This is a genomic window from Bacillus sp. SJZ110, from assembly GCF_006715455.1.
Classification (GTDB): Bacteria; Bacillota; Bacilli; order Bacillales; family Bacillaceae; genus Bacillus; species Bacillus subtilis.
Window position 1 is genome coordinate 81,705 of sequence record NZ_VFNF01000006.1, and the last position, 15,202, is coordinate 96,906.

Annotated in this window: 12 protein-coding genes; 6 read left to right on the top strand and 6 right to left on the bottom strand. The window is 45.7% G+C overall.

Annotated features, from left to right (window positions below; all coding sequences use genetic code 11):
* Positions 1-14 precede the first annotated feature (14 nt).
* A complete protein-coding gene (gene yfkJ / locus FB592_RS16745) occupies positions 15-485 on the bottom strand; it encodes a protein-tyrosine-phosphatase (protein WP_038829516.1) in 471 nt (156 codons plus the stop codon).
* Between the two features lie 202 nt (positions 486-687).
* Here yfkJ and FB592_RS16750 point away from each other — a divergent pair, with 202 nt between their 5' ends.
* The gene (locus FB592_RS16750; protein ID WP_003243712.1) at positions 688-903 is read left to right on the top strand and encodes a DUF1128 domain-containing protein; all 216 of its coding nucleotides are present in this window, start codon (positions 688-690) and stop codon (positions 901-903) included.
* 92 nt (positions 904-995) lie between these two features.
* Positions 996-2,186 carry an MFS transporter gene (locus tag FB592_RS16755; RefSeq protein WP_141949824.1) on the top strand — a complete coding sequence of 397 codons (1,191 nt, stop codon included), beginning with the start codon at positions 996-998 and terminating at the stop codon, positions 2,184-2,186.
* Positions 2,187-2,225: 39 nt separating this feature from the next.
* Here FB592_RS16755 and yfkM read toward each other — a convergent pair whose 3' ends face one another.
* Positions 2,226-2,744 carry a general stress protein 18 gene (yfkM, locus tag FB592_RS16760; RefSeq protein WP_141949827.1) on the bottom strand — a complete coding sequence of 173 codons (519 nt, stop codon included), beginning with the start codon at positions 2,742-2,744 and terminating at the stop codon, positions 2,226-2,228.
* A gap of 242 nt (positions 2,745-2,986) precedes the next feature.
* Here yfkM and FB592_RS16765 point away from each other — a divergent pair, with 242 nt between their 5' ends.
* On the top strand, positions 2,987-7,351 hold the full coding sequence (locus FB592_RS16765; protein WP_141949829.1) for a multifunctional 2',3'-cyclic-nucleotide 2'-phosphodiesterase/3'-nucleotidase/5'-nucleotidase: 4,365 nt from the start codon (positions 2,987-2,989) through the stop codon (positions 7,349-7,351).
* Between the two features lie 36 nt (positions 7,352-7,387).
* On the opposite strand, the gene FB592_RS16770 is transcribed toward FB592_RS16765, so the two are convergent.
* From FB592_RS16770 to treP, 4 genes are all read right to left on the bottom strand, one after another.
* Positions 7,388-8,053 (bottom strand): NAD(P)H-dependent oxidoreductase, encoded by a 666-nt coding sequence (locus FB592_RS16770; RefSeq protein ID WP_014476144.1) that lies wholly within the window; start codon positions 8,051-8,053, stop codon positions 7,388-7,390.
* A 139-nt stretch (positions 8,054-8,192) separates the two neighbouring features.
* Positions 8,193-8,909, bottom strand: a complete 717-nt coding sequence (gene treR / locus FB592_RS16775) for a trehalose operon repressor (RefSeq protein ID WP_041851175.1) — start codon at positions 8,907-8,909, stop codon at positions 8,193-8,195.
* Between the two features lie 20 nt (positions 8,910-8,929).
* On the bottom strand, positions 8,930-10,615 hold the full coding sequence (gene treC, locus FB592_RS16780; protein ID WP_103803344.1) for an alpha,alpha-phosphotrehalase: 1,686 nt from the start codon (positions 10,613-10,615) through the stop codon (positions 8,930-8,932).
* Positions 10,616-10,685: 70 nt separating this feature from the next.
* Positions 10,686-12,098 (bottom strand): PTS system trehalose-specific EIIBC component, encoded by a 1,413-nt coding sequence (gene treP / locus FB592_RS16785; RefSeq protein ID WP_003233682.1) that lies wholly within the window; start codon positions 12,096-12,098, stop codon positions 10,686-10,688.
* 188 nt (positions 12,099-12,286) lie between these two features.
* Between treP and FB592_RS16790 the strand changes: the two genes are divergently transcribed.
* The 3 genes from FB592_RS16790 to FB592_RS16800 are packed head-to-tail and all read left to right on the top strand — an operon-like array spanning position 12,287 to position 15,179.
* On the top strand, positions 12,287-13,828 hold the full coding sequence (locus FB592_RS16790; protein WP_103803343.1) for a spore germination protein: 1,542 nt from the start codon (positions 12,287-12,289) through the stop codon (positions 13,826-13,828).
* On the top strand, positions 13,809-14,963 hold the full coding sequence (locus FB592_RS16795; RefSeq protein WP_041851178.1) for a Ger(x)C family spore germination protein: 1,155 nt from the start codon (positions 13,809-13,811) through the stop codon (positions 14,961-14,963). The genes FB592_RS16790 and FB592_RS16795 overlap by 20 nt, the downstream gene beginning before the upstream one ends.
* A gap of 15 nt (positions 14,964-14,978) precedes the next feature.
* Positions 14,979-15,179, top strand: coding sequence for a hypothetical protein (locus FB592_RS16800; RefSeq protein ID WP_003233686.1), 201 nt, complete (start codon positions 14,979-14,981; stop codon positions 15,177-15,179).
* Positions 15,180-15,202 lie beyond the last annotated feature (23 nt).

Below are 15,202 nucleotides of genomic sequence, written 5' to 3' on the forward strand. Positions count from 1 at the left end.
AATTCTCCTTTCACTCACAATTGTTTTTCTTTTTGAATAGACGCAAGCAGATGCTCACAGCCCGATTTGATTAATTGGCAGACTTCTTCAAAATTCCCTGTGTAGTAAGGATCGGGAACGTCGGCAAGATCTGAATCTTCAACATAGTCCAAAAGCCTTTTGATATGTGAGGTGTTTTTAAATCCCGCCATGCTTCTGAGACTTCCGATATTTTCTGCATCCATTGCAATGATGTAATCAAAATCGGCCAGATCCTGTTCGCTGACTTGACGCGCCAGCATGCCATCAAAGCTGATTCCTTCTCTGCGCAATATCTCCTGCGTTCCCTCATGCGGCGGATTGCCGATGTGCCAGCCGCCGATTCCCGCTGAGTCCGCCTTGATTTTCTCCTCTAATCCTTTTTTGGCTACAAGGTCCCGAAAAATCGCTTCCGCCATCGGAGACCGGCAAATGTTTCCTAAACAAACAAATAACACGCTTATCATGTTGTCCAACCTCCCTATTCTTTGCCCCTATTTCTCTAAAAAGAAACCTTCATGAATATCTTAGTAGGATGTTCATTTTCTTTTCAACTGATGTCTTCACTTTTTTGGAATGAACAGCCTGCTTTTAGAATAGGGTTTTTTTCTGATGGAATTCTGTTAGAATAAAACATACCTATATTGCGCATAGAAAGGATGGAACCATTTGTCCAGCCCAAATACAGAAACATTAACTCAAATGATTGAAGAGATTTCCCAAAAGCTGAACATGCTGAACGTCGGCGTAATCAAAGCGGAGGATTTCAGTGATGAGAAGATTGAAGACCTCACGTACCTTCACAGAATGGTGATGAAAAAAGAATCATTCAGCCCAAGTGAAATGCAGGCGATTGCTCAAGAATTAGCCTCGCTTCGTAAATAATGGAGACTGGCCGGAAACTCGGCGAGTCTTTTTTATCATTTCCCCAAACCAAAACAGCAAAGTGTTCGAATAAGATTTGAAGGAGTACAAGCATGCAAACGACATCTATCAAAACAGCATCCGGAATGTATATCAACTACTTCTTTCTGGGGATGGTCAACATCATTCTCGCATCCAATATGTCTTCATTAACAAAACAGTGGAATACCGATCCGACCGGCATCAGTTATGTCATTGCCGCTATCGGGTTTGGCAAACTGCTGACATACGGCATTTCCGGAGTTCTATCAGATAAAATCGGCAGAAAGCCGCTTGTTGTCGCTTCTGCGGGAATTATGGCCGTTTTTTTAGTAGGTATTCCTTTATCACCGAGCTATGAGCTGGCGTTTGTGTTCGCCTTATTAGCCGGAGTCGCAAATTCAGCGATGGATGCCGGAACATATCCGGCCCTAACCGAGCTCTTTCCGTCTGCTTCCGGTTCGGCGAATGTCTTGGTCAAAGCCTTTATGTCTGTCGGGGCCGCACTTTTGCCGCTTTTGATCACATTTTTAGCAGACCACAGCATGTTTTACGGATTTGCTTTTTATCTGCCGGCAGCGGTCTATCTCCTGAATATTATTTATTTATCAACGCTTTCGTTTCCTAAAAAACATAAGAAACCAACTAATAGCGGCCAACAGGAATCTCCCGTTTTCTTGTCTGAACCCGTTTTTCAGAAGGAAGGCACCGCACTGATTATCATCGGTTTTACATCCACGGCTTTATTTACGGTTTCTCAAATCTGGCTCCCGAGCTACGCGCAAAAGGCAGCCGGTTTAGCTGAATCAGCATCTGTACAATTGCTGAGCTATTATAGTATAGGATCTCTGGCATCTGTTTTATTATTAGCCGTTTTGCTGAATAGATGGGTCAAACCTGTCTTCATAACGCTCTTATATCCTATTATTACTTTATGTACGCTCGCAGTCATGCTGACCGTTCATATCCCAGTTGTGCTGGACATCACTGCCTTTTTCTTAGGCTTTTCAACTGCGGGTGTGTTTCAAATTACCATTACGTTAATGACAGAGCTTTTCTGGAAGCGAAAAGGAACCGTTACCGGAATTGTAGCGACCGCTTCAAGCCTTGCATCGATTCTGCTGCCGATTGCAACAGGGCTTATCGCAAAAGCGGGGGGCATCGCCCATATTTTCAAATTCGACTTCGGCATTGCGGTCATCGGAACGGCTGCAGCTGCTTTCTTGTATTACAGGTACAAGAAACTGACAGGTGCTCAAGCCTAAGCAACAAAAAAACGGACGCCCAAGAGCGTCCGTTTTTTCTTATTTCTCAAGCAATGCCAATGACTCGCGGTTAAATGCCGGTATATCGTCCGGTGTGCGGCTAGTGACCAATTGATCCTGGCAAACAACCACTTCCTTGTCCACAACGTCGGCACCGGCGTTTTCCATGTCAACACGAATGGACGTATAGCCCGTCGCTTTTCGGCCGTCGAGCGCTTTCGCATTGATTAAAAGCTGCGGGCCGTGGCAAATGGCGAATACCGGTTTTTTGTCAGTCATAAATGCTTTTGTAAATTGGACGAAACGATCGTCAGCGCGAAGCTGGTCTGGTGAAAATCCTCCGGGAATCAAAAGCGCATCAAAGTCTGAAGGGTTTACGCCGTCAATGGACGCGTCAACCGTCACTCCCGCTGTTCCCTGCTTGCCTTTTACTGTTTTTCCTTTTTCTTTTTCGATGACAGTCAGTTTATGTCCCGCTTCTTTAAAGGCTTTCGCAGGCTCAGTGTACTCGCTGTCCTCAAAATAATCTGTTAAAACAACTGCAATTTTTTTCCCCATGATTCATAACCTCCCGCTTTATATGTCTACATAAAACACTCTACCCCAGCCACACTAAAATAAACATTCCGCGATTGTGACAAACGATAAGCATAAATACCCAGTATTTGTCGCTTGATACTGCTACATAATACTCATTTTTCTCCCTTTTACAATAATCATAAAGAAACACCTACAAATAGTTACAAAATATTCTTACAATAGGAGCTGTAACACAAATTTCGTTGAAAGGTGGAGAACTGGTGAGAATACAGAAAAGACGAACACACGTCGAAAACATTCTCCGTATTCTTTTGCCCCCAATTATGATACTTAGCCTAATCCTCCCAACACCACCCATTCATGCAGAAGAAAGCGCGGCTCCTCAGGTGCATCTGAGTATTTTGGCTACGACTGATATTCATGCCAACATGATGGATTACGATTACTACAGCGACAAAGAAACGGCGGATTTCGGTCTGGCGAGAACAGCGCAATTGATCCAAAAGCACCGCGAGCAAAACCCTAACACCCTGCTTGTGGATAACGGCGACTTGATTCAAGGGAATCCGCTGGGTGAATACGCGGTGAAATATCAAAAAGACGACATTATCTCCGGCACGAAAACCCATCCGATTATCAGCGTCATGAATGCGCTGAAATACGACGCCGGAACGCTTGGCAATCATGAATTCAACTACGGGCTCGACTTTCTCGACGGCACAATCAAAGGAGCCGATTTCCCGATTGTAAATGCCAACGTCAAAACAACTAGCGGTAAAAACCGTTATACGCCGTATGTGATTAATGAAAAAAACCTCATTGATGAAAACGGTAATGAGCAGAAAGTAAAAGTCGGTTACATAGGCTTTGTCCCGCCGCAAATCATGACATGGGACAAAAAGAATCTCGAGGGGCAGGTTCAGGTGCAGGATATCGTAGAATCCGCCAATGAAACGATCCCGAAAATGAAGGCGGAAGGCGCAGATGTCATTATTGCCCTCGCCCACACCGGCATTGAAAAGCAGTCACAATCATCAGGTGCAGAAAACGCCGTGTTTGACCTTGCCACCAAAACGAAAGGCATTGACGCGATTATCTCGGGCCATCAGCACGGACTCTTTCCTTCCTCCGAGTATGCGGGTGTTGCTCAATTCGATGTGGAAAAAGGAACAATTAACGGCATTCCTGTCGTCATGCCAAGCAGCTGGGGCAAATATTTAGGCGTGATTGACCTCAAGCTTGAAAAGGCGGACGGCTCATGGAAGGTAGCAGATTCCAAAGGAAGTATTGAATCTATTGCTGGCAACGTCACATCAAGAAACGAGACCGTTACAAACACCATTCAGCAAACACACCAAAACACACTGGAGTATGTCCGAAAGCCAGTCGGCAAAACCGAAGCAGATATTAACAGCTTCTTTGCACAGGTCAAAGATGATCCTTCCATTCAGATCGTGACTGACGCGCAAAAATGGTATGCCCAAAAAGAAATGAAGGATACTGAGTACAAGAACCTTCCAATTTTGTCTGCGGGGGCGCCGTTTAAAGCAGGCGGCAGAAACGGAGCCAATTACTATACAAACATTCCAGCCGGAGATCTTGCGATTAAAAATGTCGGTGACTTGTACCTTTACGATAATACTGTTCAAATCGTCAAGCTGACAGGCAGCGAAGTGAAGGACTGGCTGGAGATGTCAGCAGGCCAATTCAACCAAATTGATCCAGCCAAAGGCGGCGATCAGGCCTTGCTGAACGAGAATTTCCGCTCCTATAATTTTGACGTGATTGACGGTGTCACATATCAGGTCGATGTGACAAAACCGGCTAAATACAATGAGAACGGAAAAGTGATCAATGCGGATTCATCCCGGATCATCAACCTTTCCTATGAAGGCAAGCCGATCAGCCCAAGCCAGGAATTTCTCGTAGTCACCAATAACTATCGTGCGTCCGGAGGCGGCGGGTTCCCTCATCTGACAAGCGATAAAATTGTCCACGGCTCTGCAGTTGAAAATAGGCAGGTGCTGATGGATTACATTATTGAACAAAAAACAGTCAATCCAAAGGCAGACAACAACTGGTCAATCGCGCCTGTTTCCGGCACGAATCTGACGTTTGAATCCTCGCTTTTGGCCAAGCCATTTGCCGATAAAGCAGACGACGTCGCTTATGTAGGCAAGTCTGCGAATGAAGGCTATGGTGTGTATAAGCTGCAATTCGATGATGATTCAAATCCAGATCCTCCTAAAGACGGACTGTGGGATCTGACCGTCATGCACACCAATGATACGCACGCACATCTCGATGATGCAGCGAGACGAATGACGAAAATCAACGAAGTACGCAGCGAAACAAATCACAACATTCTCCTTGATGCGGGAGATGTGTTTTCCGGCGATCTGTATTTTACTAAATGGAACGGTTTGGCCGATCTGAAAATGATGAACATGATGGGCTATGACGCCATGACCTTCGGGAACCATGAATTTGATAAAGGCCCGACAGTGCTTTCTGATTTTCTAAGCGGAAACAGCGCAACCGTTGATCCGGCGAACCGCTATCACTTTGAAGCGCCGGCATTTCCGATTGTCAGCGCAAACGTAGATGTGTCAAATGAGCCCAAACTGAAATCATTTGTCAAAAAGCCGCAAACCTTTACCGCAGGTGAAAAGAAAGAGGCCGGCATCCATCCTTACATTCTGTTAGACGTTGACGGGGAGAAAGTCGCCGTATTCGGCCTGACAACAGAAGATACAGCCACCACATCAAGCCCGGGCAAAAGCATCGTATTCAATGATGCCTTTGAAACAGCACAAAACACCGTCAAAGCGATTCAGGAAGAAGAAAAGGTAAATAAAATTATTGCTTTAACCCATATCGGTCATAACCGTGATCTTGAGCTAGCCAAAAAAGTAAAAGGCATTGACTTGATCATCGGCGGACACACTCACACCCTCGTTGACAAAATGGAGGTCGTGAACAACGAAGAACCGACGATCGTGGCGCAGGCAAAAGAATACGGCCAATTCTTGGGGCGCGTTGATGTCGCGTTTGATGAAAATGGCGTTGTGCAAACAGACAAATCAAATCTGAGCGTGCTGCCAATTGATGAGCATACAGAAGAAAACGCAGAAGCAAAACAAGAGCTTGATCAGTTCAAAAGTGAATTAGAAGACGTAAAAAATGAAAAAGTCGGCTATACGGATGTGGCGCTTGACGGCCAGCGTGAGCATGTGCGCACGAAAGAAACGAATCTCGGAAACTTCATCGCGGACGGTATGCTGGCAAAAGCGAAAGAAGCAGCCGGCGCCAGAATAGCGATAACAAATGGCGGCGGCATCAGAGCCGGCATTGACAAAGGTGATATCACACTCGGCGAGGTGCTCAACGTGATGCCGTTCGGCAATACGCTTTACGTGGCCGATTTAACCGGAAAACAAATTAAAGAAGCCCTTGAACAAGGCCTAAGCAATGTGGAAAATGGCGGCGGCGCTTTCCCTCAGGTGGCCGGAATCGAATATACCTTTACATTAAACAACGAACCTGGACACCGTGTGTTAGAAGTGAAAATTGAATCGCCTAACGGAGACAAAGTTGCTATAAATACGGATGATACCTACCGCGTGGCAACGAATAATTTTGTCGGTGCCGGAGGAGACGGATATTCTGTCTTTACAGAAGCCTCCCATGGTGAAGACCTTGGCTACGTTGATTATGAGATTTTCACCGAACAGCTGAAAAAACTAGGAAACAAGGTCTCTCCTAAGCTTGAAGGACGGATCAAAGAAGTATTCCTGCCGACAAAGCAGGAGGACGGCAGCTGGGCACTTGATAAAGACAAATTTGCGATTTACGCTAAAAATGCCAACACGCCGTTTGTCTATTACGGAACACATGAAGGATCACAAGAGAAGCCTATCAATCTCAAAGTAAAAAAAGATCAGGTCAAACTTTTGAAAGAAAGAGAGTCAGATCCTTCATTGACGGTGTTCAACTACTGGTACAGCATGAAGATGCCAATGGCGAACCTTAAAACAGCAGACACTGCAATCGGAATCAAGTCGACGGGAGAATTGGATGTGTCACTGGCAGATGTATATGACTTTACAGTGAAGCAAAAAGGAAAAGAAATAAAATCATTCAAGGAGCCCGTTCAGCTTTCGCTTCGCATGTTTGATATTGAAGAAGCCCATAACCCTGCCATTTACCACGTCGACAGGAAAAAGAAAGCTTTCACAAAGACAGATCACGGATCAGTCGACGATGATATGGTGACAGGATATACAAACCACTTCAGCGAATACACGATCTTAAATTCCGGAGAGAACAACAAACCGCCTGCATTCCCGTCAGATCAACCGACAGGCGGTGATGACGGCAATCATGGCGGCGGCTCCGACAAACCAGGCGGAAAACAGCCAACTGACGGAAACGGAGGAAATGATACGCCTCCCGGCACTCAACCGACTAACGGCTCTGGAGGAAACGGTCCGGCTGGCGGCCTGCTTCCGGACACAGCCACATCCATGTACTCGATCCTGTTGGCCGGATTTCTGATCAGCGCACTCGGCACCGCAATGTACTTACATCAGAGGAGAAAACAGAATAGAGCGAATCAGGCATAAAAAAGAGCTGCTCGCTAAGCGAGCAGCTTTCTTTATTTAAACCCACTTCACAACATCTTCAACAGCAGATCTTGTTTTCGGACGAGGGTCTCTCACTCGGTAGCCAAATGCCACCATCACAGAAATATCGAAGCTTCCGTTTTCCAGAAGGCCTTCTTCTTCAAGAATACGGTGAATGTGATCGTACTGGAAGCCTTCTATCGGGCAGGAATCAACACCGATTTGCGCAGCGGCAGTCATCATGTTGCCAAGCGCGATATAGGTTTGTTTTGATGCCCAGTCAAACAATGTTCTGTCACTTTCAAGCAAATGCAAATCGTTTTTCTGGAATTCTTCTGTTTTGCTTAAATAGCCTTCGTACACGTCTTGCGGCATTTGTTTTACTTCTTTTAAATGACGTTTGATGTAGTCCGCATTATATTTGATATCCTTCGCTGTACGCGCAAGAATCAGGACGAAATGGCTTGCGGTCGGCAGCTGCTTTTGCGCGCCCCATGTGTATTCACGAAGCTTCTCGCGGAACTCCGGATTTTGGACGACGACAAATTTCCAAGGCTCAAGGCCGAGTGAGCTCGGAGACAGTCTTCCTGTTTCTAAAATAAATTCAAAATCGCTGTCTGACACTTTTTTATTCGGGTCAAATTCCTTAGTCGCATGCCTGAAATTGTATGCATCCAGAATTTGTTTCTTTAGATCTGCCATGTAAAACACCTCTCCTTTAGGTTACTCTCATCTCTATTGTAGCCATTATGATAAAAAGTAAAAGTACGCACATTTTTGTTGGATAGTATCAATTTTGATACCAAACAAAAAAGCGCGCTGCCGCAGGCAGGCGCCTCTCTCATTTCCCCCGCCGCGCAAAATCAACAAATCGGAATTTGTCGAGACGGTGTCTGCTTTCCGTATATTGAAACAAACTGGTATCCTCCAAAAAGACGTAGTTTCTCACCACGACCATATGGTCATAGCCGCGTAAATCGAGCAGCTCTCTGTCCTCGTCCGTACACGGCTCGGCGACAATTTCTTTTTGGGCGTAACTGATCGAAAGACCGAGCTCTCCTTCTATATATTCATATATGGAGTTTTCACAAATTTCTTTCGTCAGGTGAGGGACATGCTTTCTGAAAAAGTAATCCTTGTCCAAAATCACATGTTCCCCGTCAATCTTTCTAGACCTGATGACTTCCCAGATGTCGTCATCCAGATTGGCCCGGAGCTGTTTTTGGATCAGCTCTGACGGAGGCGCCAGCCCGAATTTGTGTACAGTTGTTTTCGTTTCTTTGCCAAGCGTTTGCGCGAGCTCCTTGAAGCTGACAAGGCCCGAAACGGGAAACTGCATTTTTTCACGATTGAGCACGACGGAGCCTTTTCCCCTGATTTTCTGGATATAACCGTTTTGCGCGAGCATATGAAGCGCCTTTCGGACCGTTTCTCTTGATGTACCGTACTGTGCGGTCAACTCATGTTCAGACGGAAGAATCTCCTCCGCTTTCCATCGGCCGCCTTCAATTTGCTGTGCGATGTCTTTATAAATTGTGATGAATTTATTCACCTTCATTATGGACCACCCAGCTTAGTTTAACACGGTTTTGTTAAACGATAAACAATGGACTCATACGGGCGAAGCGTCATGTTCTGAAGCCCTTCCCTTGCTTCATCGTTCGTCAACAGCACCTCTGCCTTCCATTCGTCAGGCGCTAAAGAGTCCGACAGTGTAAAGGCCGCCTCTGTCCCGTAAAAATTATTGATCACGAGCAGCTTTTCATTGCTGCCGTGTCTGAGATACGCAAAAATGTTCGGGTCATCCTTTGCAATTATCTCATACGTACCCTCTGTCACAATGTCATACATTTTGCGAATCTGAATCAATTTTTGATAATGGTAAAACACCGAATTCTGATCCCTCAGCGCCGCTTCAGCATTGATTTCCCGGTAATTTCCTGCAACCGGTATCCATGGTGTGCCCGTTGTAAAACCGCCATTCTCCGTAGCATCCCACTGAACGGGGGTTCTGGAATTGTCACGGGATTTCGCCTGTAAAATGGCTGTAATATCTTGATCAGCCATTCCTTTTTCCTTAAAGGCGTGATACATGTTCAGCGATTCGACATCCCGATAGGAGCTTATGTCAGTGAACTTCGGATTCGTCATCCCCAGCTCCTCGCCCTGATAAATATAAGGCGTGCCCTGCATCATATGAATGGCCGTAGCAAGCATTTTCGCCGATTTCACCCTATATGCGCCATCATCTCCATATCTTGATACAACGCGCGGCTGATCATGATTGCACCAGAACAGAGCGTTCCATCCCCCTCCTGCGTGCATCCCCGTTTGCCAGTCGGATAGGATCTCCTTCAGCTTCAAAAAGTCAAACGGCGCCAAGGCCCATTTTTCGCCGTTAGGATAGTCAACCTTGAGATGATGGAAGCTGAATGTCATATCAAGTTCTTTATTGTCAGGATTCGTATACCGGATACAGTGGTCTACGGTTGTTGAAGACATCTCACCGACCGTCATGCTGTCGTAATGCGAAAACACCTTTTCGTTCATTTCATGCAGAAATTCGTGCACCCGCGGCCCATCAGTGTAAAAAGAGCGGCCGTCGCCTTCCTCCGCATTCGGAAAGCGCTGATCTTTAGAAATCAGGTTGATGACATCAAGCCTAAAGCCGTCTATTCCCTTTTCAAACCAAAAATGCATCATGTCATAGACATGCTTTCTGACCTCTTCATTTTCCCAATTCAAATCAGCCTGTGTCACATCAAACAGATGCAAATAGTATTGGCCTGATGCTTCGTCAAGCTCCCATGCCGAGCCGCCGAATTTCGATTCCCAGTTCGTCGGAACAGAACCGTTTTCCTGTGGGTCTTTCCATATATAAAAATCACGGTACGGGCTGTCTATTGAAGAGATCGCCTCGCGAAACCATTTGTGCTCTGTTGACGTATGATTGACAACAAGATCCATGACGACTTTCAGGTCTCTTTTATGTGCTTCGGACACTAGCCGCTCAAAATCCTCCATCGTTCCGTATTCAGGATAAATCGAGTAATAATCACGAATATCGTACCCATTATCATGCTGCGGAGAATCATAAATCGGCGTCAGCCAAAGCACATCCACCTGAAGTGTTTTTAAGTAATCAAGCTTTTCAATAATGCCGTTCAGATCGCCGACACCGTTTCCTGTCGTATCGTTAAAGCTTTTCGGATAAATTTGATAAACCACAGCTTTTTTCCACCATGGCGTTTGTTCTGTTTTCATCTGTTTCCACCACCATATTTAAATTGAAAACGGGAAAAGAGAACGTTCAACACGTCCCGCTCCCCATTTGTTATTTATGTTTGAATCTCGCATACGCGTATGTTCCGGCAAACGGCACGATCAATACAATAGCCATCCCGATTGCAAACGCGCCCCAGTACTGGCTCATGATTGAGAAAATCCCCGGCACGCCGCCGACACCGACGGAGCTTGCCAGCACACCTTGAGAAGAAATATACATTCCGGCCAGGCCAGAGCTGACCATTGCAATGATAAACGGGAATCTGTATCGCAGATTCACCCCAAAGATGGCAGGCTCTGTAATGCCAAGATAAGCAGAAATCCCTGATGTGAGGGAGAGGCCTTTTTGTTTCTCATCCTTCACGATAAACATCATGGCCAGAGCGGCCGAACCTTGTGCGATATTAGAAAGCGCCAGCATCGGCCATAAAAAGGTGCCGCCGAGCTTTGAACCGATGAGCTGCAGGTCGACTGCAAGAAACGTGTGATGCATACCGGTAATCACGAGCGCTGAGTAGAAACCGCCATATAACAGACCGCCCAGTGCGGCAAAAGAACCAAACACCGAGATAAGCCCTGAAGTCAGTACATTACCGATCGCAAATGTAATCGGGCCGATAATGATAAAAGAGGCAAATCCTGTTAAGAGAAGCGTAATTGGTGCGACAACGAGCAGCTGTATGCCCTCAGGTGTGCGTTTTGTTAAAAATACCTCAATCTTCGCCAGCATATAAGAAGCAAGCAAAATTGGGAGTACCTGGCCCTGATAGCCGACTTTCTGCACCTCTAGGCCGAATAGATTCCATACCGGGATCTCTCCGCTTTGTTCTGCCGCGCCATATCCCCACGCATTCAGCAAATCAGGATGCACGAGCATAACTCCGAGCACAATGCCGAGAAGCGGATTGCCGCCGAACCGCTTGACGGCAGACCATCCGATTAACGCAGGCAAAAACGTAAAGGCCGTGCCTGCAATCAGGTTAATCATATTAGCAAGATCCGCCCACTGCGGATAAACCTGCACAATCGATTTTGTGCTGAAGAAAATGCCTTCCGCCGTTAAAATGTTATTGATCCCCATTAAAAGACCCGCCGTGACAATCGCAGGCAATATTGGAATAAAAATATCTGCAAGCGTTTTCACAGCACGCTGCAAAGGATTCATATTTTTTTCTGAGGCCTTTTTCACTTCATCCTTTGTTGACTCGCCAATTCCCGTTTCCTTGACCAGTTCAGCATATACTTTGTTGACAGTTCCCTGGCCGATTACGACCTGAAACTGTCCGTTTGTCGAGAATGATCCCTTTACCACATCAATTTGATCAAGCATCTCTTGGTCAACCTTGCTTTCATCTATTAAAGCAAAACGCAAACGTGTAACACAATGAGTTGCCGCTGCAATATTTTCAGCACCGCCGACTGCTTCGACAATCTGACGTGCCGATTTGTTCAGTTCCCCCATGCCAACCCCTCCGTATCCGTTTTTATAACTTGTATATACAACTTATAATCATATTGTATTCCTGTATATACAGGTAGTCAACACTTTTTTATAGCGCTTTCATCCTAGTCTGGAATATATGAAACAGACAAGGTTACCCTAAAAGTCACAAGCACTTATTGTGACATTAAAAAGCAGGGTGAGTCTCTATGAATAAACGCGACAAAGCGCTTCAGCTCATCAAAGAGCTTGAAGACAATCAGGACAGACCGATCTCTCCCAATTTGAAGGAAAACCTCGATAATCTGATCTTATTAACAGAAGGCTGCTCAGACATCGTATTTAGACAATTTGACTTTGGAAACGGGCTGTGCGGATTTATTGTTTATATCGAAGGAATTGTAAAATCTGAACATATTCAGGATCACGCCCTCCGCCCTTTCTTAATGCATTTGACGGATCAAATAGATGAACATGAAGAGGCGCTGCAAAATACTCTATCAATTTCAAGTGTTGCAATAGAAACGAGTATGAGTAAAGTGGCTGCATCCATCATTGAGGGGAACGCGGTTTTATTTGCCGACGGGCACTCAAAAGGCCTGATCTTAAATATAAAAGGCGGACAAAGAAGAAGCATTGAAGAGCCGATAACAGAATCGACCATCAGAGGGTCAAGAGAGGGCTTCACTGAAAGCCTCAGGGTCAATACCGCTCTTGTGCGGTTTCGCGTCAAAACGTTTCAGCTTAAAATGATCTCATTTAAAATCGGCACAAAAACCAAAACAGATGTTGTCTTGGCCTATATTGACGGGCTTGCCGATCCAAAGGTCATTGACAAAGCAAAAAAAAGAATCAAAAAGATAAAGATTGATGCTGTCTTAGAAAGCGGATATATTGAAGAATTTATCGAAGACGACACGTACTCGCCATTCCCCCAGCTGCAATACACAGAAAGGCCGGACACCGTCGCCGCCCAGCTTCTCGAAGGCCGATTTGCCATTTTCACAGATAATACGCCCTTTGTCTTAACAGGCCCGATTACGTTTTGGCAGCTTATGCAGGCCAGTGAAGATTACTATGAGCGTTATTTGATGTCTAACTTAATCCGCTGGCTTCGCTATATGTTTTTATTCGTTGCTTTATATTTGCCGGCTATTTATGTTGCCGTTATTACATACCATCAGGACTTAATGCCGACAAACTTAATGTTCAGTGTGGCCTCCGCGCGTGAACCGATTCCTTTCCCCGCCATCATAGAAGCATTGATTATGGAAATTTCTTTTGAGGCTCTCCGTGAGGCGGGAGTGCGCCTGCCTAAAACCATCGGCCAGACCGTCAGTATTCTCGGGGCCCTAGTCATTGGGACAGCCGCTGTTGAAGCGGGAATTGTGTCTGCCCCCATGGTGATCATCGTATCGTTAACAGGGATCGCGTCATTTACAATTCCGCGGTTTAACTTAGCTATCTCCATCAGGATGCTTCGTTTCCCGCTTATGTTTTTGGCAAGTATTTTTGGGATATTCGGCATTATGCTCGGCACGATTATCTTAGTGCTTCATTTATGCAAGCTGCAATCTTTCGGCATTCCTTATTTATCCGGGATTTCTCCGTTTAAACGAGATGAAGTAAAAGATATTTTTGTCAGGGCGCCTTGGTGGACGATGACCAGAAGGCCGGGCACGTATTCGCGCGGCAACGGACAGAAGGGAGCGAAAAGAGAGGACCCAAAAGATGAAGAAAACAATATATAAGTGTGTTTTGCCGCTTCTCATTTGTATCCTTCTAACGGGGTGCTGGGACCGGACAGAAATCAATGACATTGCATTTGTTGTCAGCTCAGCCATTGATAAGAAAAAAGATCAGTATCGAGTGGCCATGCAGATTCCCTTGGTCGGTCAATTAGGCGGACAAACAGGGGGCGGCGGCGGAACTGCCGGTTCAAAAACATGGTATGTTGATTCAGCTTCCGGCACTACGATCAGAGAAGCAAACAACAAGCTGCAAACCTCCTTGTCACGGACAATCAATACGTCCCACAGACGTACAGTCATTATTGGAGAGGATATGGCGAGAGACGGCGTTGCCCCAGTCTTTGATATTTTAACGCGAAATCCGCAGAACAGATTAACGGCGCTCATTTTAGTCAGCCGGGGAGAAGCGCGGGACATTTTAAACACCGATGTTCAGCTTGAACAGTTTCCGGCGGAAATGATTCGGGAGCTGGCCATTATCGCAACGAGCCGCCCCGTTTTTTTAAGCAGATTCATGTCTGATCTAGTAGAAATAGGCAGTGATCCGTATGCACCGGTCATCTCTGCATCTAAAACAAAACCTGGAGGGAAAGGCAAATCTAATTTGAAAATTGACGGGCTTGCGATCTTTAAAAAGGACAGATTGATGGATATTTTCAAAGATGAACACATGACAGCAGCCCTGATGTTGCTTAATCAAGCCCGCCAGCCAGAATTCATAGTAGACCTGCCGAATCAAATGGGACAAGCATCCATTCAGCTTCAAAAGTCCAATGCATCCTTTCATGCCGCTGAAAAAAACGGAAAGCTGTCAATGACAATCGAGATCAGAGCCAAAGGAATTATTATGGAAAACCAATCAACCTATGAGACGAGAGAAACTGACCAGTATTACATCATTCAAAAAGCATTAAACAGAACCATAAAGAAGGACGTGATCAGCACCGTTCATCGTTTGCAAAAGCTAAAGGCGGACCCGGCCGGCTTTCAAGACAGGACCATCAGAAGCACGGCAACCACGAAGAATCTGCTGAAAAAGGAATGGGAAGAGGTATATAAGGATATGGAGGTTCACGTCGTCCCAATTGTGACGATTGAGCAGGGCGGTGTCCTATACAAAACGATCAGCCATTAATGGAGGTGCGTCAGCATGATCAGCTATATCGTACAGACATTGATTGTGTGCATTGCCATATACGCATATGAATGGAAGAATTTTCGTTCCGCTAACAATCTAACAAAATGGGCCTTCAGCCTGCTAATTGCAGGAAGTGCTTTTCTATGGATTTATATGAGAGTGAATCCCCTGCTTCCGCGGCTGGGGCACCTGTTTAAATATATTCCGTTTTGAACATGACAGAAAGGATGTGCTTT